18 protein-coding genes are annotated in these 26,086 nt (G+C 70.6%); 7 read left to right on the forward strand and 11 right to left on the reverse strand.

Annotated features, from left to right (window positions below; translation table 11 throughout):
* Nucleotides 1–124 precede the first annotated feature (124 nt).
* The 3 genes from ACZ6QQ_RS31855 to ACZ6QQ_RS31865 form a co-directional block, all read right to left on the reverse strand.
* Nucleotides 125–1,759 (reverse strand): ABC transporter substrate-binding protein, encoded by a 1,635-nt coding sequence (locus ACZ6QQ_RS31855; RefSeq protein WP_465881320.1) that lies wholly within the window; start codon nt 1,757–1,759, stop codon nt 125–127.
* 66 nt (nt 1,760–1,825) lie between these two features.
* Nucleotides 1,826–2,749, reverse strand: a complete 924-nt coding sequence (locus ACZ6QQ_RS31860) for a carbohydrate ABC transporter permease (protein ID WP_465881321.1) — start codon at nt 2,747–2,749, stop codon at nt 1,826–1,828.
* The gene (locus ACZ6QQ_RS31865) at nt 2,746–3,732 is read right to left on the reverse strand and encodes an ABC transporter permease (RefSeq protein ID WP_465881322.1); all 987 of its coding nucleotides are present in this window, start codon (nt 3,730–3,732) and stop codon (nt 2,746–2,748) included. The genes ACZ6QQ_RS31860 and ACZ6QQ_RS31865 overlap by 4 nt, the downstream gene beginning before the upstream one ends.
* 488 nt (nt 3,733–4,220) lie before the next feature.
* Between ACZ6QQ_RS31865 and ACZ6QQ_RS31870 the strand changes: the two genes are divergently transcribed.
* Entirely contained in the window at nt 4,221–5,213 is a 993-nt protein-coding gene (locus tag ACZ6QQ_RS31870) for an NADPH:quinone oxidoreductase family protein (RefSeq protein WP_465881324.1), read from the forward strand.
* Nucleotides 5,214–5,225: 12 nt separating this feature from the next.
* Here the strand turns inward: ACZ6QQ_RS31870 and ACZ6QQ_RS31875 are convergent, their stop codons facing one another.
* Together ACZ6QQ_RS31875 and ACZ6QQ_RS31880 are read right to left on the reverse strand one after the other, a co-directional pair.
* Nucleotides 5,226–7,154: an ABC transporter ATP-binding protein gene (locus tag ACZ6QQ_RS31875; protein ID WP_465881326.1), complete on the reverse strand. Its 1,929-nt coding sequence runs from the start codon at nt 7,152–7,154 to the stop codon at nt 5,226–5,228.
* Nucleotides 7,155–7,424: 270 nt separating this feature from the next.
* Nucleotides 7,425–10,370, reverse strand: a complete 2,946-nt coding sequence (locus tag ACZ6QQ_RS31880; protein ID WP_465881327.1) for a S8 family peptidase — start codon at nt 10,368–10,370, stop codon at nt 7,425–7,427.
* Between the two features lie 617 nt (nt 10,371–10,987).
* Here ACZ6QQ_RS31880 and ACZ6QQ_RS31885 point away from each other — a divergent pair.
* Complete coding sequence (locus ACZ6QQ_RS31885; RefSeq protein WP_465881328.1) at nt 10,988–12,256, forward strand: endonuclease/exonuclease/phosphatase family protein; 1,269 nt, start codon at nt 10,988–10,990, stop codon at nt 12,254–12,256.
* 117 nt (nt 12,257–12,373) lie between these two features.
* On the opposite strand, the gene ACZ6QQ_RS31890 is transcribed toward ACZ6QQ_RS31885, so the two are convergent.
* The 3 genes from ACZ6QQ_RS31890 to ACZ6QQ_RS31900 form a co-directional block, all read right to left on the reverse strand.
* Complete coding sequence (locus ACZ6QQ_RS31890; protein WP_465881330.1) at nt 12,374–13,024, reverse strand: M23 family metallopeptidase; 651 nt, start codon at nt 13,022–13,024, stop codon at nt 12,374–12,376.
* A gap of 74 nt (nt 13,025–13,098) precedes the next feature.
* Nucleotides 13,099–14,190, reverse strand: a complete 1,092-nt coding sequence (locus ACZ6QQ_RS31895) for a Gfo/Idh/MocA family protein (RefSeq protein ID WP_465881331.1) — start codon at nt 14,188–14,190, stop codon at nt 13,099–13,101.
* Nucleotides 14,163–14,870 carry a ThuA domain-containing protein gene (locus ACZ6QQ_RS31900; RefSeq protein WP_465881332.1) on the reverse strand — a complete coding sequence of 236 codons (708 nt, stop codon included), beginning with the start codon at nt 14,868–14,870 and terminating at the stop codon, nt 14,163–14,165. Before ACZ6QQ_RS31900 ends, ACZ6QQ_RS31895 begins: the two co-directional genes overlap by 28 nt.
* Before the next feature lie 205 nt (nt 14,871–15,075).
* On the opposite strand from ACZ6QQ_RS31900, the gene ACZ6QQ_RS31905 reads away from it, so the two are divergent.
* Nucleotides 15,076–15,942 (forward strand): NAD(P)-dependent oxidoreductase, encoded by an 867-nt coding sequence (locus ACZ6QQ_RS31905; RefSeq protein ID WP_465881333.1) that lies wholly within the window; start codon nt 15,076–15,078, stop codon nt 15,940–15,942.
* Between the two features lie 58 nt (nt 15,943–16,000).
* Here the strand turns inward: ACZ6QQ_RS31905 and ACZ6QQ_RS31910 are convergent, their stop codons facing one another.
* A complete protein-coding gene (locus ACZ6QQ_RS31910; protein WP_465881334.1) occupies nt 16,001–18,688 on the reverse strand; it encodes an ATP-binding protein in 2,688 nt (895 codons plus the stop codon).
* A gap of 154 nt (nt 18,689–18,842) precedes the next feature.
* Between ACZ6QQ_RS31910 and ACZ6QQ_RS31915 the strand changes: the two genes are divergently transcribed.
* Nucleotides 18,843–19,928, forward strand: a complete 1,086-nt coding sequence (locus ACZ6QQ_RS31915; RefSeq protein ID WP_465881336.1) for an alkene reductase — start codon at nt 18,843–18,845, stop codon at nt 19,926–19,928.
* A gap of 174 nt (nt 19,929–20,102) precedes the next feature.
* Here the strand turns inward: ACZ6QQ_RS31915 and ACZ6QQ_RS31920 are convergent, their stop codons facing one another.
* Both ACZ6QQ_RS31920 and ACZ6QQ_RS31925 read right to left on the reverse strand, forming a co-directional pair.
* Entirely contained in the window at nt 20,103–21,671 is a 1,569-nt protein-coding gene (locus ACZ6QQ_RS31920; protein WP_465881337.1) for a class I adenylate-forming enzyme family protein, read from the reverse strand.
* A gap of 46 nt (nt 21,672–21,717) precedes the next feature.
* Nucleotides 21,718–22,296 carry an SRPBCC family protein gene (locus ACZ6QQ_RS31925; RefSeq protein ID WP_465881339.1) on the reverse strand — a complete coding sequence of 193 codons (579 nt, stop codon included), beginning with the start codon at nt 22,294–22,296 and terminating at the stop codon, nt 21,718–21,720.
* A 136-nt stretch (nt 22,297–22,432) separates the two neighbouring features.
* On the opposite strand from ACZ6QQ_RS31925, the gene ACZ6QQ_RS31930 reads away from it, so the two are divergent.
* The 3 genes from ACZ6QQ_RS31930 to ACZ6QQ_RS31940 all read left to right on the forward strand — a co-directional run bounded on the left by ACZ6QQ_RS31930 (nt 22,433) and on the right by ACZ6QQ_RS31940 (nt 26,061).
* Nucleotides 22,433–22,957, forward strand: coding sequence for an RrF2 family transcriptional regulator (locus ACZ6QQ_RS31930; protein WP_465881340.1), 525 nt, complete (start codon nt 22,433–22,435; stop codon nt 22,955–22,957).
* A gap of 54 nt (nt 22,958–23,011) precedes the next feature.
* Nucleotides 23,012–24,046: an NADPH:quinone reductase gene (locus ACZ6QQ_RS31935; RefSeq protein WP_465881341.1), complete on the forward strand. Its 1,035-nt coding sequence runs from the start codon at nt 23,012–23,014 to the stop codon at nt 24,044–24,046.
* Nucleotides 24,047–24,840: 794 nt separating this feature from the next.
* Nucleotides 24,841–26,061: an IS701 family transposase gene (locus ACZ6QQ_RS31940; protein ID WP_465881342.1), complete on the forward strand. Its 1,221-nt coding sequence runs from the start codon at nt 24,841–24,843 to the stop codon at nt 26,059–26,061.
* Nucleotides 26,062–26,086 lie beyond the last annotated feature (25 nt).

Genomic DNA, 26,086 nt, shown 5'->3' on the forward strand with positions numbered 1-26,086 from the left:
AGGGGAAAAGTCCCCGACCCCCACCCCTCTCTTTGGGCGGGTGGGCTGGCCGCGGGGGGTTTCCCCCGGAAGACAAACACGCTCTCGGGGGGGGGGGGGGGGGGGGCCCCCCCCCGGACCGGGGTCAACCGTTCTCCTTCTGGAACCGCTCGTACGCCTTGTTGACCAGCGTCAGGTACGACTCCGAGTTCTTCGCCTTCAGCTCGCCGACGTACGCGTCCCACTCGGTGAACGGCCGCTGCCCGAGGATGAACCGCAGCCCGTTCTGGGTCACGAAGTCCTTCAGCGGTGTCTCCCACAGTGACGCCTGCTCGCGTTCCTCGTCGGTGAACGGGTACGGCGGCGCCACCGGCAGCGGCGTGCGCGCGCTCATCACCTTCTGGAACTCCTGCTCCTCCGCCGGGAAGAAGGACTGCACCAGTTCGAGGTTGCCACCGTAGGTGAACACCCCGTTGTAGAAGCCGAACTCCTTCTGGAGGTGCTTGCTGCCCTGGGGGTTGAGCCCGAGGACGTTGACGTCGGCGGTGAGGGTCCGCTTGCCGGAGGCGTCCTTGGTGTACGTCGTCCCCTCGACGCCCCAGCGGGCGAACTCCTGGCCCGCGTCGGAATACCACAGCCAGTCGATGAACTGCATCATCGCCACGAAGTTCGTGCTGTCCCGGGCCTTCTTGGAGATCATGATGCCGTTCTCCAGCCGGGTGGTCGGGTTGATCTCCCCGGCCGGGCCGACCAACAGCGGGATCTTGACCAGTTTCGCGTTCGGCAGGGTCTTCGCCAGGTCCGGCCGGTTCTCGTTGACCAGGGTCTGCGCGTTGGCGCCGATGACGAACGACTTGCCGTTGGCCAGCTTCTGGCGGGCCTGGTCATCGGTCTGGGTGAAGCTCTCCGGATCGAGCAGCTTCTCGGCGACCAGCTTGTTGAGGTACTGGAGCATCTGCTTGTACTGCTCGGTGGCACCGGTGTAGAGGAACTTCTTCGCGCTCGGGTCCCAGGTGGCGTGCTGGTAGTTCCAGCCGGCCTGGGTGCCGTACGCGGAGCCGAGGATGTTGAGCAGGCTCCCGCCGGGAGTGGGCTTGCCCCACCGCTCCGAGAACGGGTACGTGTCGGGGTACTTCGCCTTCATCGCCTTGAGCACGCTGTAAAGCTCGTCCCAGGTCTTCGGCACCGACAGACCGAGCTCGTCGAGGATGTCGGCCCGTACGGCCAGCGAGTAGTCGTGGGTGGGCTTCTCGTGCACACCGGGGAGCAGGTAGAACTTGCCGTCGGACTGGCGCAGCGTGTCGATCTCCGGTTCGAGCTTCCACTTGGCGATCTTGTCCTTGAAGTTGGGCATCAGATCGAGGTAGTCGCTCACCGGAAGGATCGCGCCGGAGGAGACGAAGGCGTTCTCCTGCGGGTGGTAGGTCTTCGGGATGATCAGCGGTGCGTCACCGGCACCGATGAGCAGGCTGCGCTTCTGCTCGTAGTCGCTCAACGGCACCGCGACCGGTTCGATCGTCACGTTGGTGCGCTTGGTGAGTTCCGACCAGAACAACCAGTCGTTCTTCAACGGGTAGAACGAGTGGTTGTTGTAGAGGGTGGAGAAGGAGAGCGGCTCGGTGGCCTTGAACTGGTCCCCGACACCGTAGTCGGCCATGGCGCCGGCCCGGTTGCCGGAAAGGTCCGTGGCCTGCGGAGACTCCTCGGAGCACGCGACGAGGCTGAGGGTGAGCAGACCGGCAGCCGCTATCGCTACCCGGCGCCACGTTCTGTGGAGCATGGCCGTCCTTTCGGTGCGGTGGTGGTGGTTGGGTGCGGTGCGCAGAGACGGGTTTCGGCCGGCGGACTACCCCTTGACCGCGCCGAGCATCACGCCGGAGACGAAGTAGCGCTGGATGAACGGGTAGACCACCAGGATCGGCAGGGTGGTGAGCACGATGGTCACGGACTGGAGGGTGGCCGCGGCCTGGACCGCGTCCGCGTCGGCCACCCCACCGGCCGACTGGGCGCCGGTCGCCCCCGAGATCAGGTTGCGCAGGTAGACCGTCACCGGAAGCAACTCCTGCCGGTCCAGGTAGAGGAACGCGGTGAACCACGAGTTCCAGTACGAGACGGCGTAGAAGAGCACCATCGTGGCGATGATGGCCTTCGACAGCGGCAGGACGATCCGCAGCAGCGTGCCGTACGTGTTCAGCCCGTCGACGGCGGCGGCCTCCTCCAGTTCCTCCGGCATGCTCTCGAAGAACGCCTTCATCACCAGCAGGTTGAACACGCTGATCGCGTTCGGCACGACCACCGCCCAGATGCTGTTCTTCATGCCCAGGCTGGTGATCAGCACGTAGTTGGGGATCAGGCCGCCGGAGAAGAACATGGTGAACACCGCGATGCCGACCAACGCGCCGCGCCCCTTGAGCTGCGGCTTCGACAGCACGTACGCGTAGCAGGTGGTCAGCACGACGGCGATGATCGTGGCGACGACGGTGTATACGACGGTGTTGCGGTAGTTCGTCCAGAACATCGAGTCGGAGAGCACCAACTCGTACGCGGTCAGGTCGAACCCGCGCGGCACGAGGTTGACCTGCCCGGAGATCAGGTACGCCTCGTCGCTGAGCGAACGGGCCACGATGTTGACGAAGGGGTACAGCGTCACGATCACGACGGCGGTCAGGATGACCCCGTTGACCGCCCGGAAGATCCGCTGTCCCCGGGTCGCCCGGATCCCGCGTCGCCGGGCGGGCTTCGGCCGGGCGGTGCCGGCGCCGACGGTCACCACAGGCTCGTCCCCACCGTACGCCGGGAGATGGTGTTCGCCGTCAACACCAGGAACAGCCCGATCACGGCCTCGAAGAGCCCGATGGCGGCGGCGTAGCTGAAGTTGCTGGACTCGAAGCCCATCCGGAACAGGTAGGTGGAGATGACGTCCGCGGTCGGGTAGGTCAGGGGGTTGTAGAGCAGCAGGACCTTCTCGAATCCAACCGCCATGAACGTGCCGATGTTCAGGATCAACAGCGTCACCATCGTCGGTCTGATCCCGGGCAGGGTCACGTGCCAGGTCTGGCGCCACCGGTTGGCCCCGTCGATCCGGGCCGCCTCGTACAGGTTCTCGTCGATGGTGGTCAGCGCGGCGAGGTAGAGGATCGTGCCCCAGCCGACCGTCTGCCAGACCTCGGACGAGACGTAGATGGTCCGGAACCACTCGGGCTGTTGCAGGAACGACACGGCGTCGCCGCCGAGACCCCGGACGATCTGGTTCACCGTCCCGTCCACCGACAGCAGTTGCATGACCATGGCCGCCACGATCACGATCGACAGGAAGTGCGGCAGGTAGGACACGGACTGGACGAAACGCTTCAGCTTGCGGGTACGGACCTCGTTGAGCAGCAGCGCCAGCACGATCGGCAGGGGGAAGCAGAACAGCAGGGTCAGCGTTCCCAGCACCAGCGTGTTGGTGAACACCTCCCAGAACGTCGGGTCGGTGAAGAACATCCGGAAGTACCGCAGGCCGACCCAGTACTCGCCGAACAGGTTGCCGCCGGGTTCGAACCGGCGGAACGCGATCACGTTGCCGAGCATCGGCAGGTACCGGAAGACCAGGAAGAACAGCAGTGGCAGGACGGCCAGCGAGTAGAGCTGCCAGTCCCGGCGCAGCGCCCGCCGCCAGGTACGGCGACCGCGTCTACGCGGGTCGGGGATGGTCTCCGCCGAAGCGGGGGGCCGCGTCCGTTCCGGCCGCCGCAGTGTCTCGGATGCCACCGCCCGACCCCCTATCCGCCGTGCGGGACTGCCACGGACACCTGACTGCTCATGTCAACCCCCTGGGTCCCGCCGGCCCGCAGCCGACCGGGGACACGATGATTCGCGGTCGAGTCCGGCATCGAAAGTTTCGGTAAACTCTGCGACCTTTTCGGCAACCTAAAGGCCTCCGTCTATGTGTGTCAAGGGGCGCCGGGCGCCGCCCGCAACCACCTGCGACACAGCGATGGCCCCGGACAAGCGTCCCGATCGGCGCGTACGTCACCGCACCCAGCCCAGCCGGGCGTCCGAACAGGTCGGTGCGCCGCCGAAACTTTCGGGTGCTCTCGACAAATTTCTGGGCACCCACCACCGTGCGACGGGCGTGACGCCCCCTGTGGGCGCCGACCTCGTCCGGACCGGGTGAGACATCCAGCGTTGTCGATCCCGAGGGACTGCGGGCAACGAACCCGCGCCGTACCGTTGCCCGAAGAAGGGAGTCGATATCCATGAGCATCCCCGGCACCATGCGCGCCCTGCGGCAGATGTCCCTGGACGGGCCGCAGGACCTACGCCTGGTGGATGACGTGCCGGTGCCGACCCCGGGTCCCGGCGAGATGCTCATGCGGGTCACCGCGGCGGGCATCAACTTCGCCGACGTCATGCAGACCCGCGGCACGTACCACGGCGGCCCGCAGGCGCCGTACCTCGCGGGTTTCGAGGCCGCCGGAGAGATCGTCGCCCTGGGCGAGGGAGTGACCCACCCGGAACTCGGTGCCCACGTCGTCGGCGCCGGATCCGGCGCCTTCGCCGAGTACATGGTGCTGCCCGCGACCGCGATGGTGCCGGTGCCCACCGGCTGGACCGACGACCAGGCGCTGGGCCTGGTCATGAACTGGGCCACCGCACTGGCCGCGCTCAGACCGCTGGGCCGGGTCGCCACCGGAGAGACCGTGCTGGTGCACGCGGCGGCGGGCGGGGTCGGCCAGGCCGCGGTGAGGATGGCCAAGCACTACGGCGCGACCGTGATCGCGACCGCGTCGCCCGGCAAGCACGAAACGGTGCGGTCGCTGGGCGCCGACCACGTAATCGACTACCGCAGCGCGGACGTCACCGCCGAGGTCCTGCGGCTCACCGACGGCAGGGGCGCCGACCTGGTGCTGGAGTCGGTCGGCGGATCCACCCTCCAGGCCAGCCTGGCCGCGACCAGACGGGTCACCGGCCGGGTCGTCGTCTACGGCATGGCCGACGGCGAAGCCGCGATCACCAACCGGGAGCTGGTGTTCAGGCACCAGGTCCAGGTGACCGGCCTGCTCATCGGCGCACTGATCGACCATGCGCCGCAGATCTTCGGCGAACTGATGGGCGAACTGGTCGCCCTCATGGCCGCCGGAGTGTTCACCCCCGATCAGCCGACCATCTACGACCTCGCCGACGGGTCGAAGGCGCTCACCGCGCTGGAGGCGCGGACCACCGTCGGCAAACTGGCCCTGCGGCCCTGAGCGTCCCCGTGGTCACGACGCGGCGCCCGGTAGATAGCCGGCCGCCTGGAGATCGAACAGTTCACGGTAGAGCCCGTCCTCGGCCATGAGTTCGTCGTGGGCCCCCTGCTGGACGAGCCGCCCGTCGCGCATGACGTAGATCCGGTCGGCGTGCCGGACGTTGGCGAGCCGGTGGGTGATCAGGACGATCAGCCGGTCGGGATGGCGGCGCAGATGCTGGAACATGGCGTGTTCCGCACGGGCGTCCAGGGCGGCGGAGGGTTCGTCGCAGACCAGCAGGCGGGCGTTGCGGTAGAGGCTGCGGGCGGCGACCAGGCGCTGCCACTGGCCACCGGACAGGTCGTGGCCGTTCTTGAACTCGCGGTCGAGCAGCGTGTCGTAGCCGTACGGCAGGTCGAGGATCATGTCGTGCGCGGCCGCCGCCCGGGCGGCGTCCTCCATGCTCGGCCCCGGCCGGTGAGCCGGGCGGTCGTGCCGCCCGATGAGGATGTTCTGCTTGGCGGTGAACGGAAACTTCCACCAGTCCTGGGTCATCACCGAGACGTGCGAGGCGAGGCTGTGGGGGTCGAGTTCGGCGGTGTCGGTGCCGTCCCAGCGGATGACGCCGGAGCTGGGGCGGTACAGGCCGGCGATGAGCTTGGCCAGCGTGGTCTTGCCGGAGCCGTTCTCCCCCACCAGGGCGATCACCTGACCGCGCCGGACGGTGAGACTCACCTCGTCCACCGCCGGGGTGTCGGTGTCCGGGTAGCTCAGGCTGACCCGGTCGAGCTCGATCGCGTCGAAGCCGGGCGTCGACCGACCGTCGGCGGGCCGGGTACGACCGTGGGCGCGGTCGAGGAAGTCGCGGTAGTCCTGGTAGTACAGGGCGTCCTCGTACAGCGAGTTCGTCGCGAACACGGCGATCCCGAGGCTGGAGTGAGCGGTCTGCAACGCCAGCAGCGCGGTCGCCGCGGCGGCGAGCGCGACCCATCCGATCAGCAACAGCCCGCCGAGGACGCCGTACACCGCGAAGCTGGCCAGCCCGGCGACGGAGGCTCCGAACACGCGGGTTCGGGTCTGCGAGCGGACCAGGTCGAGATCGGCGCGGGTCTCGGCGGTCATCATCCGGCGGTACTCGCCGAGGAGGAAGTCGCGCATCTGGTAGGAACGGATCTCGGCGGCGGTGTGCCGGTTGGCCATCAGGGTGGCGAGCATCCACATTCGACGGCGTCGGGTGATCCGGGCCAGGAGGTTCAGATACTGGCGGCGGGCGATCCGCACCGCCGTGATCGCCTCGGGTACGGCCGCGAGCAGCAGGCAGGGCAGCAGGATCGGTTGGATGACGGCGACCGCGGCGGCGGTGGCGAGCACACCGACCACACCCGTGACGAGGTTGACGGTGTTGTCGACGATCGAGGCGGCCTCGTGCATGCCCCGCTCCCGGGCCCGGTCCATCTCCTCGGCGAACCCGGCGTCGTCGAACGCGGCCAGGTCGACCGCCGTGGTCGCCTCGAACATCCGCAGTTCCACCCGGTAGTTGATCTGCGGCATCAGTCGGGCCTGTGCCCACCCGGCGGCGATGGTCAGGCCGCCCTTGGCCATCACCGCCCCCGCCGCGACCAGCAGCGCCGGCAGCGCGGCCCGTACCCGGTCCGGAGTGGGACCGGCGGCGAACAACTCGGTCAGCACGCTGGTCGTGGCCAGCAGTCCGAAGGTGGTCATCACCCCGGCGGCGACGTTGAGGCCGAGCGAGGCGATCGTGTCCCGGCGGCTGGTCGCCCAGGCGAGGGCGATCGCCTCCCGCACCAGGTGGGGCAGGCGTCGGGCCACCGACCAGAAGCTCGTCTGGGCGACCTCGCGGGCGTGGTGCATCCAGTCGGGGTCCTCCATCTCCGGCAGCAACGGGGCGTCGTCGGCGGTTGTCGGCTCGTCCCGGTCCGAGGGCTGACGGGGGCTGATCACGGTCTCCACACGACCTCCAAGCAGCGGATGGAACGTCGGCCGGCCCGGACGGCGACAGCTCGGGCAGGGTTGATCACCGGGAGTCTGGTGTTGACGGACGGGCGTCCCCGCGATCAGCGGGAAGAACCCACGCCCGGAGCCTACGTTCGGCAATCAGATCGAGTCACGCAGTTACCGGCGTGTCGAACACGTGTGTCAACGGGCACCGGCCGGCAACCCCCGCGTTGGCGGTGGCTGCCGGCCGGCGTCGGTCGGCGGGGACGGGTCGGATCAGGGCAGCAGGGTCACCGTGGTCCGGGCGATCTCGCTGGTGCCGTCACCGAGGTTGATCAGGCCGAGGTACCGGGAACCGGCGGTCAGGCCGCTCCAACCGACCGTGACCGTCGTGTCCGTACCGGTGGTCACCGACTGGCTGGCCGGGGTGGCGGTCAGGTTGCCGGTGGCCGGGCCGACCGACCAGTCGTAGTGCTTCACGGTCGCCTCGGTCTGGCCGGACGGCAGCGCGAACTGCACCACGTACACGGCGTAGGTGCCGGCCGCCGCGAGCTCGATCACCTCCTCCGCGGTACCGCCGCCGCTGCTGCCGACCAGTGCGCCCGCCGCGTTGTAGGCGAACAGGTCGACGTCCGTCCCGGCCGGGTAGTCGGCGTCCAGGGTGGCGAAGCGGACCAGTTTGGTGCCGGCCGGTGCGGTCACGTCGACCCTGCCGACCGCCGGTCCGGTGGCCGGGGCGGCCGGGTTGAACGTGGTGTTCGTGCCGACCAGGTGCAGCGGGGTGACCGTCGCCGGGACGGCGCCGCTGACGGCGGCCGTGAGCGTGCCGCCGTACCCCGGACGCACTGTCAGCGAGGTCGAGCCGGTGGTGCCGGTTCCGGTGACCGAGGCCGGCGCCGCGACCGACACGGCGCGTACGGCGATCGGGCTGCGTACGTCACTGAGCGGCTCCCGGTCGTGGCTCCTGCGGTCCTTCGGCTCCCAGGTCAGCGAGCCGAACGCCCACTGTCCCAGGGCCGCCGTCGTCCGCGTGGTGGTGACCGTGAAGGTGGCGGTCCGCCCCTGCCTGATCTTCAGTCGGGACGGCGACACGGTCACGGTGAACCCGGCCGGGGCCTCGACCCGGGCCGTGTACTCGGCGTCCTTCTTGCCGATGTTGGTCACTGTGCGGGTCACGCTCTGCTTCCCGGGGAGGCTGCCGACGCTGATCGAGGGGTAGTTGAGCTGGCTCGTCTCGATCGACCCGTAGCTGACACAGGTCGGCCCGGTCAGTTGGCCCGTGCCGCAGAGGAAGCGGATCCAGTCGTCGTAGCCGCTGTCGTACACCAGGCCGGGGTTGAACGACAGGCTCGGCCGCACGTGCCCGGAGCCGAGGTCGAACGGCGTGGCGTTGACGCCCGCGCGCTGGATCGGCGCTCCGCTGTTGTCCTTCTGCCCGGCCGTGGTCATCAGGGCCGACTTGACCCAGATCGGGGACCACCGGGGGTTCTTGCTGATCAGCAGGGCGGCCAGGCCGGCGATGTGCGGGCTCGACATCGAGGTGCCGGAGTTGGCGCCGAAGCTGTTACCGGCGTTGGCCGGCGGGGCGACGGCCGCGATGACGTCGACACCCGGCGCGGTGATGTCCGGCTTGAGCAGGTTGCCGTTGCCGGCCAGGGCGGGACCGGCCGACGAGAAGGAGGCCATCTCGGGGGCGCGGGCGGTCCCGGCGACCCCGGCCGACAGGGCCGCGGTGGCGCCGGCCGTGGCGGCGTACGCCTTGATCGCCAGGCCGGCGGCCCGGTCGACGTGGATCGAGGGTACGAAGTGGAAGTCCGCGTTGAGCGAGTTGTCGGGGTCGTTGTACTGGATCATGCCGACCCCACCGGCGTCGCGCACGGCCTGGCTCTTCTCGGTACGCGCGTTCACGCCCCGCTTGCAGAGCACGATCCGGCCGGTCACCTTCGCCGGGTCGAGCGAGTTCAGCAGGCACAGTTCGGCGTTGCCGGCGGGCACCCCGGGCAGGCCGGCGGTCACCGCGTCGACCAGACCGGTGGCGGCCACCGCCGGGCCGACACCGACGCCGGGGTAGCTCGCCCCGTTGCCCAGGGTCAGGGTCTTGTCGAACGAGCGGTCGTGGCTGCTGGCCGCCACCGTGGTCACCCACGGCGAGTTGTGTGCGACGGTGCTCGCGCCCGGTCCGCTGTTACCGGCGGAGGTGGCGACGAAGACACCGGCGTCGGCGGCGCTCAGGAAGGCCAGTTCCACCGGGTCCACGAACGAGGTACGGGACCCGGAGATGGAGTAGTTGATCACGTCGACACCGTCGGCGACCGCGTCGTTGATCGCGTTGACCAGGTCGACCGTGCCGCCGCTGCCGCCACCGCCGGGCTGGTGCCACAGCGCCTTGTAGGCGGCGATCCGGGCGGCCGGCGCCATGCCGGAGGTCGTACCCACCACGCCTCCGTTGATCACCGCGGTGACGCCGTGGTTGCCGGCCGTCGTGGAGGCGGTGTGCGAGCCGTGGCCGTTGTAGTCGCGCGGGCTCTCGAACTCGCCGGGCAGCACGTCGCCGAGGCCGCTGGCGTTGTAGTAGCGGGCACCGATCAGCTTGTTGTTGCAGGTGATCGGCGAGCTGACGCCGGTGTCGCAGACACCCTTCCACTTCCTGGCGATGGTCCTCGCGTCCGGGCGCGGGTTCGGCAGCGCGGCGAAGCTCGGGTTCTCCGGCCAGATGCCGCTGTCGATGATGCCGACGATGACACCCTCGCCCGCGTGCCGGTCGCCCTTGAACTCCTGCCGCCAGACCCCGTCGCGGCCGTCGAGGCCGAGCATCGCCGGGGTGGTGACGGTGTCGGCCTGGCGGATCTCGTTGCGCCACACGTTCAGCACGCCGGAGGTGCGCCGCAGCTTGTTCGCCTGCGCCTCGGTCAGCTCCGCCGCGAAGCCGTTGAAGACCACGTCGAAGTCGCGTACGGTCGCGGCCGCGGACAGGCCGCTCCGGCGCCGGAGGTCGCTTTTCCTCGTCGCGAGATGACCCCGGTAGGCCCGGGCCGACGCGGCGTCGAGGTCGACCTTGTCACCGGCGGCCGGCCTGGTGGCGGCGAGGCCGGCCAGACCACCGGCGTACGACGCGACCGGCGCGTCGACCAGCTGGACCAGGTACAACTCGGTGCCCGCCGCCTCGGGCGCGGCCTGTGCGGGGCTCGGAGCGGGAAGGACGGTCAGCGCCAGCGCGGTCACGACCGCGGTGGTGAGCAGCTTCCTGGTTGAGCGTCGATGTCCAGTTGTTCCTGCGAGCGACACGAACGGATCCCTCCTGTGCCTCTTGACGGACCGGGGCAGCCGTCACGCCGACACCATCCGACGGGATGCGGCGATGGTCACGGAGGGCGGCCCGGTCACCGGATCGATCTGGATCAAACACTGGCGGTGAGCCTATGCGTACGGGATCGCCCGACGGAAGTGGCCGATCACGCCTTCCACATGACGCACATCGATGGATTGGACAGAAGCGTCCTCGATGGACACACCCGGACGGAGGCACCGAAGGTGTGCCGTCACCACCCCGGTAGCCGTCCTAGGAACCTGGTTCGATGGAGGGCCGGCTCCGCGAACGCAAGGACAGGTACGACCCCGACCCGCACCGTGATCGGGATCCGCCGCGCCCGTCGACGGCGTGGTCCCCGGTCCGGTGCGGGGTCCCGGAGCGGATCCCAGTGTTCACGTGACCGCCACCGGGTGGTCGGCGTCCGCCGATAGACACGCCTACGGGCGTCGACACCAGCGCTCGTCCAGTGTGGACTGACCGGACCGGTCACGGAAGGACCCGTGGCCGGCCGACATACCGAGGAGGAAGCATGTCCCTGACTCTCGGGCGGTTTCGAGCGGTCGTGGCACGTGGCGGGATACTCGCCGCCGTCGTGACCCTCGTCGCGCTGCCCACCGTCGCGGCACCGGCCGGGGCGCACGGTGGCGGTGCCGGCGACGTACGGTTCGCCACGTTCAACGCCTCGCTCAACCGGGGCGTGGCCGGGGCGCTGCGGGCCGACCTGTCCACGCCGGGCAATCCGCAGGCCCGGACGATCGCCGAGATCGTGCAGCGGTCCCGGCCGGACGTGCTGCTGATCAACGAGTTCGACTTCGACCCGCAGGCGGCACGGCTCTTCCGGGACAACTACCTGTCGGTCGGCCAGAACGGCGCGAATCCGGTCAGCTACCCGTACTGGTTCATCGCGCCGAGCAACACCGGCATCGTCTCCGGCTTCGACCTGAACAACGACGGCACCGTGGTAACCCAGCCGGGAGCGGCCGGGTACGGCGACGACGCGCTGGGGTTCGGCGCCTTCCCCGGCCAGTACGGCATGGTCGTCTACTCCCGCTACCCCATCGACACCGACCGGGTCCGTACGTTCCAGAACTTCCGCTGGAAGGACATGCCGGGCGCGTTGCTCCCCGACGACCCGGCCACCTCGGCACCCGGCGACTTCTACTCCCGCCAGGAGTTGGCGGTGGTCCGGCTGTCGTCGAAGAGCCACTGGGACCTGCCGGTCCGGGTCGGCGGCAAGACTGTGCACTTCCTGGTCAGCCACCCCACGCCGCCGGTCTTCGACGGGGCCGAGGACCGCAACGGACGGCGTAACTTCGACGAGATCCGGTTCTGGGCCGACTACGTACGTCCCGGCGGCGGCCGCTACATCTACGACGACGAGGGCGCGCGGGGCGGGCTGCGGGCGGGCTCCCGGTTCGTGATCGCCGGGGACCAGAACTCGGACCCGTTCGACGGTGACAGCATCGCGGGCGCGGCCCAGCAACTGCTGGACCACCGTTCGATCAACGCGCGGTTCACTCCGTCGAGCGCCGGCGCCGCCGAGGCCGCCGCGCTCCAGGGCGGCGCCAACACGACCCACCGCACGAATCCCGCCCAGGACACGGCCGACTTCGCCGACGTACCCGGACCGGGCAACCTGCGCGCCGACTACGTGCTGCCCTCGCGCGGGCTGGACGTACGCGGCGGCGGCGTGTTCTGGCCGGTGGCCGGCGATCCCCTGGCCCGGCTCACCGGCTCGTTCCCCTTCCCCAGTTCCGACCACCGGCTGGTCTGGCTCGATCTGCGGGTGGGCCGGTAACCTGTCGCCGAGTTGTGGATGGCCCCGGCGCGGGACGCGCGCCGGGGCCGTCTGCTCCGTCCGCCCGACACCTCGACGGCGTCGGTCGCGTCGCCGCCGATCCCCGTCCGGCGGTGGCTACGACCCGCCGGGGGCGCAGTTGTTGCTGGTCCGCCGGACGGTGTACTCGGACTCGTCGTGGGTGATGCCCGACGGTGAGCCGTCGAAGTGGGTTTCCACCTTCTCCCAACCCCGACGCTGTTCGTAGTGCAGGTGCGGCGCGCCGGAGTTGCCGGTGCTGCCCACCCGGCCGATGCGCTCACCCTGGTCGACCCGCTGACCGACCCGGACCGGCGGCGGTTCGAGCAGGTGGAGGTACTGGGTCTCCCACTTCCCACCGTGGTCGATCTTCACCCAGTAACCGCCGCCGCGTCCGCGTGGGCCGTCCGGGTTCTCGGGGGTACGACCGCCCAGGGTTCCGTTGATCCCCGCCTCGGTGACGGTGCCGGCGTACGAGGCGAGCACCGGGCGTCCCCAGCTCTCTCCCTCGGTGGGAAACAGGTCGACGTCGTTGTCGCCGTGACCCGGATAGGTGCCGAGCTGCCAGGTCTCGCCGCAGGCAACGGGAAGTTGGAACAGCGGGCGCGGACCCGGCGCTCGCAGCAGCGGTACGACGACCACCGCGACGGCGAGGACGGTGGCGACCGCACCGAGCACCAGGACGATCCGACCGGTGCGGCTGCGGACGCGGCGGTGGGTACGAGGTCTGCTCGGCTGGCCGGCTGTCACCGCCCCGAGCCTGGCAGACGCCGGCAAGTCGGCGGCCCCGGGGCCGGAAACCGCCCGTACCCGTGGTCTGCGTCCTAGTCCTCGACCCGGCTGAGCGGGACCGGCACGGGCCGCCGCGCCGCCGTCGTCAGTTCGATCCGCCGACCCTGCGCTGCCGACCGGAGCAGTGCGGTCATCGTCTCCAGGACGTGCAGCGCGAACTCGCCGCCGGCCCGTGGCGGACGCCCTCCGTCGGCTCCGACCAGGTCGATCAGCCCGATGCCCCGCGAACCACCGGCGTAGCCCGCGAGTGGTTCGAGGGCCCGCCAGCCGGTGCCGCCGAGCGGGAAGTGCCGGACCTCCCCGTCGAAGTGGTTCGGGTCGGGTACGGCGAGCGTCCCGGTCTCCCCGTGCACCTCGATCGGCGCGGCCGTCGTCGCGACGCCGTCGAAGCTGGTCGTGATGGTGGACAGGGCACCGTCGACGTGTTCGAGCACGCCGGTCACGTGGGTGTCGACCGCCACCGGGATGCGCTGGCCGGTGCGCGGGCCCGAGCCGATGACCCGTTCGGCGCGCAGCCGGCCGGCGGCTCCGACCACCGCGCGTACCGGCCCGAGCAGGTGGACGAGGGCGGAGATGTAGTACGGCCCCATGTCCAGCAGCGGTCCGCCGCCGGGGGCGTAGTAGAAGTCGGGGTGGGGGTGCCAGCGTTCGTGTCCCGCGGTGACCATGACCGCCGACGCGGACAGCGGACGTCCGATCAGGCCGCCGTCGATCGCCGCGCGGGCCGTCTGCGTACCCGTGCCGAGGACGGTGTCCGGTGCGCAGCCCACCCGGACCCCGGCCGACGCGGCCCGGTCGATGATCGAACGACCGTCCGGGAAGGCGACGGCGAGCGGTTTCTCGACGTAGACGTTCTTGCCCGCGTCGATCGTGGCGAGGGAGATCTCGGCGTGTGCCGCCGGGATCGTGAGGTTGAGGACCGTCTGCACGTCCGCACGGTCGAGCAGGCGTTCGACGCTCACCGCCTCGGCGCCGGGGATCGTCGCGGCGGCGGCGGCCGACCGGGCGGCGTCGAGGTCGGCCACCGCGACGACACTCACCGAGGGATGGTCGGCCAGCGTCTTCAGGTACGCACGGGAGATGACCCCGAGGCCCACTATGCCGACGCGGTGCGGGTCGCCCACAGCATTCCCCTCTCGATGACGGTCCGGACGTCCGGGTGCTCCAGCACGTCGAGGCTGTGCCCCGGGGTCGTGACGACGACGCGCCCGGCCCCCCAGCGACGGGTCCAGATCACCGGCGAGGTGACCGGCCGGTGCCACGGCTGCCATGGCCGCACCGGGTGGGTGGTGCTGGCCAGTACGTCGACCAGGTCGTCGTGCAGCACCCAGTACTGCTCGGTGACCAGGTCGAAGTCCTCGATCCCGGCGGTGATCGGATGCTCCCGGCCGAGGTCGCTGATCCGTACCGTGTGCGGCAGGAAGTTGTCCTCGGCGCCACCGTGCCGTTCGCACGGCTCCTTGCCCGGATGGGTCGCGAACTGGCCGCCCACCAGGTGCAGGTAGTCCGACGACGCGCGGAAGGAGTCCACGATCCCGCCGTGCCAGCCGGTGAGGCCCGTTCCGGCGACAACCGCCGCGCTCAGACCCGCCACCTGCTCGGCGGTGATCTGGGACATCGTCACGCACTGCACGACGAGGTCGGTGGCGGCCATCTCGGCGGCGTCGGCGTAGATCTCCGTCGACTCCTCGGTCCGTACGGCATAGCCGCTGCCTTCGAGGAAGGGGATGAACAGCTTCGTCGCCTCGACCGGCTGGTGCCCCGCCCATCCGCCCCGTACCACCAGTGCCCGCCGCTGTGTCACACCCGTTCCCTCCCCCGGTCCACCGCCGTCGGCGAACACCTCATTGAGCCTAGTAAATGCATCAGTCGCAACACCAGCACCTTGGTGATCGCAGTCGGCTCCGCGAGGCCAGGCCACCGAAGATCACGCTGAGTCAGCACTTTTCTTCGTGGCGACACGCCGGAAACTTGACCTCAACTGCGGTTCATGTTCCAGGATTTCCACCATGTCGGAAATCAGAAGTTCAGCGGATCGGGTCGCGGTGATCGGCACGGGGGCCATCGGCAGTGCCGTGGTACGCCGGCTCTGCGCTGGTGGGCACGACGTGGTGGTGTGGAACCGTACGCCGAGCCGGTCGGCCGAGTTGGCGGAGGTGGGCGCGGTCCCGGCCGGCTCCATCCGTGAGGCGGCGTCGTCCAGCGCCCTGACCCTGCTCACACTCAGCGACCATGCGGCGGTGCAGCAGTGCCTGGACGCACTCGGCACCGACCTGTCCGGGAAGACCGTCATCGCGATGTGCACCGGCACCGCCCGGGAGGCACGGCTGGCGGCCCAACGGGTCAGCGACCTGGGCGCGCGGTATCTCGACGCGGGCATCCAGTCCTCGCCCGAGATGATCGGTACGGACGCTGCGAACATCATGTACAGCGGCTCGCGGACCGCGTTCCAGCAACACAGCGCGACCCTCGGCCTGCTGAGCACGCCGCGCTTCGTCGGGGAGACCCCGGAGGCGGCCGCGATCTGGGACCTGGCCCTCTTCGGCCTCTGGTACGACGCCCAACTCGGCCTGCTCCGGGCGCTCGACGCCGTACGCGAAGCCGGCATCGACGTGGGCGAGTTCTCCGACTCGGCCCGGACCCAGCTCGGTCACGTCGTCACCGGCACCCCCGACACCGTCGACGAACTGCTGCGGGCCAGCTACCCGCCGGGCCCCGCCAGCCTCCCCGGGCACCTCGGCGTCATCCGCCAGCTCATGGAGCTCCGGACCGCCCGGCCGCTGGGCGACGGCGGCCTGTCCGAGGTGTCGGCCCGGATCGAGGCGCTCATCGCGGCGGGGCGCGACGGTGAGGGCCTGACCGCGACGATCGGTTGACGCGCCACGCGCCGGATCCGGCGCGCCCGCCCGCCGCACGGACCCCGACCGGAGCCGGTCAGGTGGGCAGGTGGTCCAGCCGCGACCCGCCGTCGAGACCGAGCAGCAGCAGGTCCCGCCGGGACCGGACCCCGAGTTTCGGGTACGCCTTGTAGAGGTGGTGTTCGACCGTGCGCGGGCTGAGGAACAGTTGCGCGCCGATGTCCCGGCTGCTCACCCCCTGCGCGGCCAGCCGGACCACCCGCGACTCCTGCGGGGTGAGCCGGTCGAGCAGGTCGGCGGCGGCGGGCCGGGCCGGCGCCACGGTGTCGCCGACCACCCGCAGTTCGGCCCGCGCCCGCTCGGCCCAGGGACGCGCCCGGAGCCGTTCGAAGAGCGCCAGCGCCGAACGCAGGACCGGTCGCGCCTCGGACCGACGCCGGGCCCGGCGCAGCCACTCGCCGTAGAGCAGTTCCGTGCGGGCCCGTTCGAACGGGCGCCCACCCTGCTCGTGCCAGCGCAGCGCGCGGCGGTAGTCCTCCTCCTCGTCGCTGGTCAGCGCGGCACAACGACTGGCGACGGCACGCGCCCACGGCTGCTCGCCGGCCTCGGCCCAGGCCTGGAAGCGGGGCAGCCACCGCCGCGCCCGATGCGGCTCGCCGGCCCGCACCGCCGCCTCCACCGCGTCCGGTACGGAGAGCAGCAGCGCGACCGGGTCCCCCTCGGCCAGCGCCGCCTCGTACCCGTGCACCGCCTCGGTGTGGCGTCCGGCGCCGAGGTCGAGCAGGAGCAACGCGTCGTGCCCGGCCGCGCCGCCCGGATCCGGTCCCAGCAGGTCCCGGCACCGCTGCTCGGCACCCTCGATCGCGGCGAGTCGGGCCAGTACCCGGTGCAGTCGCGGAACCCTCTGGTACGCCCCGGTGTCGCGGGCGATCTCCACCCCCTCCGCCACCGTCATCTCGGCGTCAGCGTGCTGCCCGGCGGACACCTGCGCGTACGCCAGGGCCTGGAGCAACTCCGGCAGGGCGCCGACCATCCCGTCGCGGCGGTGGCGGGTCACCTCGGCTGCGGCCAGGTGCAGGGCGGCCGTGTCGTCGCCGAGGATCAGCCCGGCGTGGATGGCCGCCAGCCGGGACATCCGGTCACCGGCGCCGTTCGCCCGGCCCCGCTCCTCGGCCAGGAACTTCGCCAGCAGCGGCAGTCCGGTGCCGAAGTCGTCGTCGACGACACCGGCCATGCCCTGCACCAGCAGGTCCGGTTCGCCGATCGCGCGTACCCGGGCGGCGGCCGCGCGGACCAGGTCGGCCTGGCCGGCCAGCCAGGCGTAGACGGCGCCGGTGCGCAGCAGCTCGACCGCCTGACGTGGCTGCGCGTCCAGGGAGCGTTCGACGAGCAGTTGGGCGGCCGTACGCGGGTCGCCGCGCTCGAACTCGACCGCCGCGCGCACCGGGGCGAGCCCGGCCAGCTCCGCCGGGTCGGCCAGCAGTTGTTCCGCCTGCTCGACCAGCTCCAACGCCTGTGCGGCGTTCCCGGCGGTGAGCGACAGCGCGGCGGCCCGGCCCAGGAACGTCGCCCGGTCCGACTGGTGCGGGCTCAGTTCGGCCGCCCGCCGGTACAGTCCGGCCGCCGCGGCGTACCCGGTCCGGCCGAGCACCCGCTCGGCCGCCCGCGCCAACTCGGCGGCGACCTCGGCGTTCGGGGCGGTGGTCGCGGCGGCCAGGTGGTGGGCCCGACAGTCCGGGTTGCGGGCCGCGTCGGCCAGCGCCTGGTGCACGGTGACCCGTCGGGCCAGCACTGCCCCCTGGTAGGCGGCGGTGGCGATCAGCGGATGCCGGAACGTCACCACCCCGCCGACCGCCCGCAACAGCTGGGCCTCCTCGGCCTCGGCCAGGTCCGACAGGTCGGCGCCGAGGGTCCGGGCGGCCCCGACCAGGGAGGCGAGTTCACCGCGCGCCTCGGCGGCGGCGATCAGCATCATCAGCCGGGTCCGCTCCGGCAGCCGGCTGATCCGAGCCCGGAAGGACCGCAGCACCCGGTCGGCGACCGACAGCGGCACCGCGCCGTCGGCCCGGACCCGCTGGGCCGCGGCGAACTCGATCAGCGCGAGCGGGTTCCCCTCGGACTCGACGATCACCCGCTCCCGCAGTTCCGGGCTGATCAGCCGCTGGTCGGCCAGGAGCCGGGTCGCGTCCGCCCGGTCCAACCGGGACAGCCGCAGCTCGTCCATGGTGACGGCCGGACTCGCCCGCGTCATCTCGCCGGGTTCGGCGTCGTCGTCGCGAGCCGCGACGAGGATCGCCACCCGGTCGGCGGCCAGCCGGCGGGCGGCGAACGACAGGGCCTCGATGGTGGCCCGGTCGAGCCACTGGGCGTCGTCGACCAGGCAGAGCACCGGGGCGTCCGCGGCCAGGTCGGCGAGGAGCGTCAACACCGCGAGCCCGGTGACGAACCGGTCCCGGCCCGGCGCCCGCTCCGCGCCGAGCACCGCGCGCAGCGCGGCGGCCTGCGGGCCCGGCAGCGCCTCCACCCGATCCTGTACGGGCCAGAGCAACTGAACCAGGCCGGCGAACGCCAGATCGGCCTCCACCTCGACCCCGTTGACCCGCAGAACCCGCAGGTCGTCGGCGTACCCGGCGGCCCAGTCGAGCAGGGCGGACTTGCCGATCCCGGCCTCACCGCGCAGGACCAGCGCCCCGCTGCGGCCGCCCCGGGCGGCGTCGAGCAGGTCCCGGATCCTCGCCTGTTCCGTAGCTCTCCCGTACAGCACGGGCCACCACTCTCCGATTCGGGCCCCGCCCGCGCCGGGACCCGGAACCCCGGCGTACCGACACTGGCGATACGTAGCCGACTACCGAAATCCTACTGATTCCCCGGCCGCCGCCGCTCCGTAGCGTGGCTGTCGACGACATCACCCGATCTCGATGGGGCTTTCCATGGACGAGTTCTTCGAACCGCTCACCGTCGGCCGGATGCGCCTGCCCAACCGTCTGGTCATGGCGCCGATGACCCGCAGCCGCGCGTACGGCGGCCTGGTCAGCGAGTTGACCGTGGAGTACTACGCGCAGCGCGCCGAGGCGGGTCTGATCATCACCGAGGGCACCCAGCCGTGTGTGATCGGGCAGGGCTACATCGACACCCCGGGACTGCACTCGGCGGAGCAGGTCGCGGCGTGGCGGAAGGTGACCGACGCCGTACACGCCCGGCAGGGCCACATCTTCGTCCAGGTCATGCACTCGGGTCGGGTCGGGCACCCGGTGCTCTACCCGGACGGGGAACTGCCGCTCGGGCCGTCGCCGATCGCCTCGGGCGAGACCCTGTTCACCCCCGAGGGTCTGCTCGACCATCCGGTGCCCCGGGAGATGACCCTGGCAGACATCGCGCAGGCGGTCGAGGACTACGTGTCGGCGTCCCGTAACGCGGTGGCGGCCGGTTTCGACGGGGTCGAGTTGCACGGGGCCAGCGGATACCTCATCCACCAGTTCCTCTGCGACGGGTCGAACCTGCGCACCGACGCGTACGGCGGTTCGCTGGAGAACCGGATCCGGTTCGCCCTGGAGGTCGTGGGGGCGGTCTCCGACGCGATCGGAGCCGACCGGGTAGGGATCCGGCTCACCCCCGCGATCACCTACAACGGGATCAACGAGAGCGACACCGCCGAGCTCTACCCGACGCTCGCCGCCGCCCTGGCCCCGTACGGACTGGCCTACCTGCACGTCAGCGAGAGCGGTACCCGTGACATCACCAAGTTGATCCGGAGCGAGTGGCCCGGGGTCCTGATCCTGAACCCGCACCCGGTGATCGAGCAGGACCAGGCGAGTCCGGAGGACGGGGTCGAGGCGCTGCGGGAGGGGCTGGCCGACGTCGTCAGCTACGGCCGGCTCTGGCTGGCCAATCCGGATCTGCCGGCCCGGATCACCTCCGGTGGCCCGTACAACGCGGTCGACCCGGAGACGTTCTACGGCGGCGACCACCGCGGCTACACCGACTATCCGCGACTGTCCGACTGAGCCGTGGCACGATCGCCCGGCCGGTACCCGCACCGGCCGGGCGATCAACGTGTCGCGACCGGGTTCCATCGTGTCGTCCGTTCCGGCGTCGTGGTGGCGACAGCGGTCGGGCCACCGCGGAGGTCGGTACGCGATGGTGCGTACGCGGATCCGCGGTGGCCCGGGCGACTCGTCTCAGGCGCCGCGGCCGCCGTTGGCCAGCAGTCTCGCGAGTTCGAGCCGTTTGATCTTGGTGGTCGCGGTCTGCGGCAGGTCAGCCAACCGCCACTGCACCGGCTCGGCCAGCGACGGCAGACCCACCACCGCCGACCGCCAGGCGTCGAGGTCCAGCGGCTGGTCGTCCCGGGTGCAGACCACCGGCACCGGCGCCCGCTCCCGGTCCGGCACGATGATGACCTCGATCAGGTCGTCCATCCGGGAGAACAGGGTGTCCTCGACCGCGAGCGTGCTGTCGATGCCGGGGATCCGGTCGACGGCCCGGTCCTGCAGGTGCAGGCAGCCCCACTTGGTGCGGTAGCCGACGTCGCCCATCCGCCACCAGTCGCCGTCCACCTGCTTCTGGTAACGGTCGTGCTCGCCGAGGTACGTCACGATCCGCCCGTCGCTCTGTACCTGGATGTCACCGGGCGTCGACTGCGAGGGCTGCTGGCCGTCCTGACCCACCACCCGTACCGCGGTCATCCCCGGGAACGGGAAGCCGACACAGCGCCCGTCGGCGTCCTCCCCACGCTGTCGGGTGTACGTGCGGCCGGCGATCGGGCCTACCTCGCTCTGGCCGTACATCTGGACGAACCGGGGCGCCCTGCGCCGGGACCCGCTCAGCATCCGCTGGACCGTACGGGGGTGGATGGCGTCGAAGGTGCTGCTGAAGTACTTCACGTTGCCGAGCGGGTGGCGCGGGTCGTCGGCGAGTTTCTCCCAGCGCAGGAACGTGTTGGGATGCGCCTCGATCAGCCCGGGTGGCGCCTGGGAGAAGATCTCGGCGACGGCGCCCGGCTCGTCGTCGCGGAGGATGACGAGCTGGTGCCCCTGGAGCAGCGAGATCGGCATCGCGGTGTACATCCGCGAGTGCACGAACGAGACGTGGATCGCCACCGGCTCACGCCCCCGGACGAACGACGCGACCGAGGCCTGCGGCCGGTAACGCGCCTGGAACGTCCGTCCGGTGTGTACGGCCAGCTTCGGGGTGCCGGTCGTCCCCGAGGTGTGGGTGACCAGGGTGGGGTGGTCCGGCGACATGGCGATCGGTGCGACCCGCTCCGACCCGGCCAGTGCGGCCAGTTCCACGGCGCGGGGGTGGCTGCCGGTGGTCAGCAGCACCTTCTCGCTGAACTCGAAGACGGAGTCCGGCAGGTCGTTGTCCAGCTTGGCCTGGTCGGTGACCAGGTACGGACGGTTGACCCGGCGCAGCAGTTCGACGACCGTGTCCCCGTCGAGCTTCGGCGACAGCAGCACCGGGATCGCGCCGATCCGGGCCAGGATGCACGGGAGCAGCGAGATGTCGAAGTTGTTCGACTTGTAGACCACCACCCGGTCGCCGGGCCGTACCTTCGCCGCCCAGAACCGGGAGGCGAAGTCGTCGACGAGGTTCGCGAACTCCCGCAGGGTCGCCCGGTGTCCCAGCTCCGGGGCGATGTCGAGGCGGTGGTCCAGGATCATCATGTTCGCCGGGTAGAGTGACGCGGCCCGGTCGAAGAGCGTGCCCAGCCGGATCCCCCGGTTGCCTACGCGTTGCAGGAACACGTGTCGCCCTCCACTCGTGACTAGGTTCCAGCCGTTCGTCAGCGGCTCAGCTGTTCTGGACGACCCGACCCCGGATCGGGCCGGCGGTCTTCTCGATCACCGCTTTGATGTTCTGCAACGTGTCCCGCAGGTCCTGTTGGAGCTTTGCGGTCCACTCCTCGACGAACCGCTCCCGGTCCGGCTCGTCCAGGTCCTTGACGATCTTGTGGATGCCCTCGGTCGCCCGGCCCATCCGGAAGTGGTGCACCAGGACGCAGCCCTCCGGCGCGGGTTCGGTGTCGAAACCCCAGATGCTGTCCTGGTCCTCGCGGGCGTGGGTGAGCATCGCCCAGGTGAACGTCCGACCGGGCTCGGCGGTGAGGACCCTGGCCTCGGTGTACCAGACGCCCCGGATCAGCGGTGCCCAGCCGACAACCTCCTCGCTGCGCAGGTTCTCGCCCCGGAAGACGGCGCCGACGGTGGACGGCTCACCCGACACCCACTCGCCACCCACGCACTCGGGACTCCACTCGGCACTGCGGGGCAGGTCGCTGACCACGGCGTAGACCTCGTCCGGCGACGCCGAGATCGTGGTCTGGGCGCGCAGTTCGAACAGCGGGATACTGTCGATGATTGATTCAGCCACGCGAAGAGCATCGCAGGCGGTGACCGTCGGTCGTCAAACGATGACATCAAGGTCCGTCAAGTCGGCCGGATCGGCCGTATGACGGATTCCGGCGCATGGATTCTCCCCGAGAATTCAGGATGGGAGGTGTCCACGAATGAGGATGAGCGTAGGAGTCGAGTGGGGACTGCACTGCTGCCTGAACCTCGCCTGGGTCGGGCCACAGCACGCGGTGACCGCCTCCCGGCTGGCGGCCTTCCACGCCCTGCCGACGGCGTACCTGAACAAGCAGCTGCAGGCGCTGTCCAACGAGGGCATCATCGTGTCGACCACCGGTCCACGGGGCGGTTTCCGGCTGGGCCGCCCGGTGGAGAAGATCAGGGTGCTGGACGTGGTGACCGCGATCGAGGGCCGCGAGGAACTCTTCCGCTGCACCGAGATCCGGTTGCAGGAGCCCGGCGTCGGCCCGGACGTCGAGTATCCGGCGCCCTGCTCGGTCAACCAGGTGATGCGCCGGGCCGAGCTCGCGTGGCGCGAGATCCTCTCCACCGAGACGCTGGCCGACATCAAGGAGACCGTGGAGCGCAACCATCCGGGGGTACCGGACCGGGTACGGCGCTGGCTGACCGGGGCCGGTGAGGTGACCGCCGCCGCCGGTGGATCACGATCGCCGCGAATCTGACGCACTCCGCCGCACCACGTGCCGAAGCCCGGATCGACTGCGAGACTTCCCGAGGTGAAAGCCGCATACATCGACGCGTACGGACCGCCGGAGGCCATCCGCTACGGCGACCTGCCGGATCCGGTACCGGGACCGATGGACGTGCTGGTCTCGGTCGGCGTCACCACGGTCAACCACGTTGACACGTTCGTCCGGTCGGGGGCCTGGCGCACCCCGCTGACCTTTCCGTTCCCGGTCAACCGGGACCTGGCCGGGGTGGTCGTCGCGGCCGGCCCCGGTGCCCCCGGGTTCCGGGTCGGGGACCGGGTCTGGTGCAACAGTCTCGGGCACGCCGGCCGGCCGGGGGCCGCGGCCGAGTTGGCGGTGGTGCCGGTCGACCGGCTGTACCACCTGCCCGACGACGTACGCCCCGAGGACGCCGTCGCCGTCGCGCACCCCGCCGGCACGGCGTACCTGGCCCTGTTCACGCACGGGCGGATGCGGGCCGGCGAGACCGTCGTGGTCGGCGGCGCCGCCGGCAACGTGGGTGGCGCGATCGTGGCGCTGGCGGTGGACGCGGGTGCGCGGGTGATCGCCACCGCCGCCGCGCGGGACGCCGACCACTGCCGGGCGCTCGGCGCGGCCGAGGTGGTCGACTACCACGACCCGGCGGCGTTCGAGCGCATCCGCCGGTTGACCCCGGGCGGGGTCGACCTGTACGTCGACACCTCCGGGCGCAACGATCTCACGGCCGCGGTGGACCTGTTGGCGAAGCGGGGCCGGATCGTGCTGCTCGCCGGGATGGGCAGCCGCCCGGTGCTGCCGGTCGGGGCCCTCTACCTCAAGGACTGCTCGGTGGTCGGGTTCGCCATCTCCCAGGCGAGCACGGCCGAGCTGGCCGAGGCGGCCGGTTGCCTCAACCGGCTGCTCGCCGCCGGTCGACTGCGCCCCCGGGCCACGGCGATCCTGCCACTGAGCGCCACCGCCGAGGCGCACCGCCGGGTCGAGGGGGGCGAGGCGAATGGGAAGCGAATCGTCCTGGCGACCGGGATCGGCACGCCGTCACGGGCCGGGGCGACAACCGCCGGCGCCACACAACTCGTCCGCTGAGCAGGCGACATCCGGCACCGGTACGGCATAGCCGGAGCCGGTGAGACGGGCGCTGTGCCACTGCGCAGATTAGCACGCCATGCCGGAGCACACCCGCCGAACCGATTCCCCGGTCTTTCCTCTGACGCGCTGACCGGGAGGTGCCGATTACGCCAATCTCCTGGCCCCCGCTCTGCCGATTTCGCGGTCAATCCATAATCCGGGACCACTCACCGAGGCCACAGGGGCGATAAAACCGGACAAAAAAGTATCAACGCTCTAAATTGATGTCCATCGCTTCAACTATCTTGACAAGCCTCCCCCGGCCATCGGAAGCTTTAAGTGTTCGCAGCCGCGACGCTGCACATTCATGATCATTCGAGGGGATGGGGGAGGTTACCGATGATGCATGGCGATCGGCAGGAAAGACTCATTCGGGTCCCCCGATAGCACCTGCCGCACGCCCGGAACCACCGCGAGGATCAACTCACTCCCACGGGTGATCCCGCCCGATCGGGCGAACGGGCCCAACGACGGGCCTCCGGGTGGGCACCGGACCGCCACGTCGGACATGACCGACCTCAGGACCGCCGGCCAGCGCTCCTGACCTGCGAACTTATCAACATGTCCGGCTGATGCAGGGACCCCTGCATCCCGATTCCGGATATTGCATATCGAGGATGTTGGGAAAGCGGTGGAGGGCCGCTTCGGGCACAACATGTCTCTCGATATCTCCGATCCCGCCGCACCCGTGCGGCGGGCGGCCTTCTGTGTTCGCTCACGCCACATTCGACCGGCTACCGGAAGGGGGAACGATGAGCGTCGCCTTACCACACGCGCAGGGCGATTTTAGGAAATCGCACCCGGTTGCTTGCGCCGACTCGTACGAATCGATTCAGCGGGAGGTCTGCGCCAAGGTATTCGCCGCACTCCCGCGCAGCGACCAGCGCCGAAAAGGGGCGGAATACGTCCAGGGACTGCTCAACGCCAAGGGTCGCAAGTCGATCCGGAACATCGCAGCCCTGCTGGGGGGGCAGGCGAACGAACAGGGACTGCACCATTTCGTGAGCAGTTCAACCTGGTCCTGGATGCCGGTACGCCGAGCGCTGGCCAGGTATCTGGAGCACATAGCCGCACCGCAGGCATGGGTGATCCGGCCAATGATCATTCCAAAAACCGGCGACAATTCCGTCGGGGTGGGCCGACGTTTCTTTCCCACCCTCGGTCAGGTGGTGAGCGCGCAGGAGTCCGCCGGGGTGTGGGCGGCCTCCGACACCCTCACCGCCCCGGTCAACTTCCGACTCCACCTCTCCAACGCGTGGTTGATGAACGACAGCCGGAAGCGGACCGCCGCGATCCCCGAACACATCCGGCCGGAGAGCCTCGGCCAGTGCGCGGTCGAGGCGTACCTCGCGATGATGGCGGACTGGGACCTGCCGCCCCGTCCGATCGTCCTCGACGCCCGTGAGGTCGACGCCGGCAACGCGGTACGGCGGTTCCGCGCCGCCGACGTACCGGTGCTCACCCGGATACCGGGCACGCTTCCGTTGCGGGTCACCAACTTCGCCCCCCACCGCCGTGGGGCCGACATCCCCGCCGACCGGGTGATGCGCACGGTCAGCGATCTGCGGCGTCCGGTGCTGTGGCACAGCTCCGAGCCGTCCGGGCCCGCCCTGCCACGCCGGCTGGCCGCCACGGTGCCGGTCAGGCTGGCGCAGCACTGGCCGGGCGGCGCGGCGGCCCGCGACGGCGATCTGCTCCTGCTGGGGATCGGTCGGACCGGCCAGGACTGGCCGGCGGAGCTGTGGCTGACCGACCTGACCACCACGCCCGTCGCCGAACTCGTCCGGATGACCTCGCTGCTCGACCGGGTCGACCGGGACTTCGCGCAGATCGCCGACCACGCGGGCATCCGTGACTTCGCCGGTCGGTCGTTCGGCGGGTGGCACCGGCACGTGACGCTCGCCTCCGTCGCGCACGCCGTCGCCGCCCTGGTCGCGCACGGGGAACGGTCACTGCGCCACACCCTGTCGTAACGGTCCCGACGGTCGGCCCGACGCC

The organism is Micromonospora sp. NPDC049529, assembly GCF_055586685.1.

Excerpts from the sequence above, each read along its gene's own strand:
- ACZ6QQ_RS31855 (WP_465881320.1), bottom strand. The coding sequence starts at position 1,759 with ATGCTCCACAGAACGTGGCGCCGGGTAGCGATAGCGGCTGCCGGTCTG.
- ACZ6QQ_RS31870 (WP_465881324.1), top strand. The coding sequence starts at position 4,221 with ATGAGCATCCCCGGCACCATGCGCGCCCTGCGGCAGATGTCCCTGGAC.
- ACZ6QQ_RS31885 (WP_465881328.1), top strand. The coding sequence starts at position 10,988 with ATGTCCCTGACTCTCGGGCGGTTTCGAGCGGTCGTGGCACGTGGCGGG.
- ACZ6QQ_RS31905 (WP_465881333.1), top strand. The coding sequence starts at position 15,076 with ATGTCGGAAATCAGAAGTTCAGCGGATCGGGTCGCGGTGATCGGCACG.
- ACZ6QQ_RS31915 (WP_465881336.1), top strand. The coding sequence starts at position 18,843 with ATGGGGCTTTCCATGGACGAGTTCTTCGAACCGCTCACCGTCGGCCGG.
- ACZ6QQ_RS31930 (WP_465881340.1), top strand. The coding sequence starts at position 22,433 with ATGAGGATGAGCGTAGGAGTCGAGTGGGGACTGCACTGCTGCCTGAAC.
- ACZ6QQ_RS31940 (WP_465881342.1), top strand. The coding sequence starts at position 24,841 with ATGAGCGTCGCCTTACCACACGCGCAGGGCGATTTTAGGAAATCGCAC.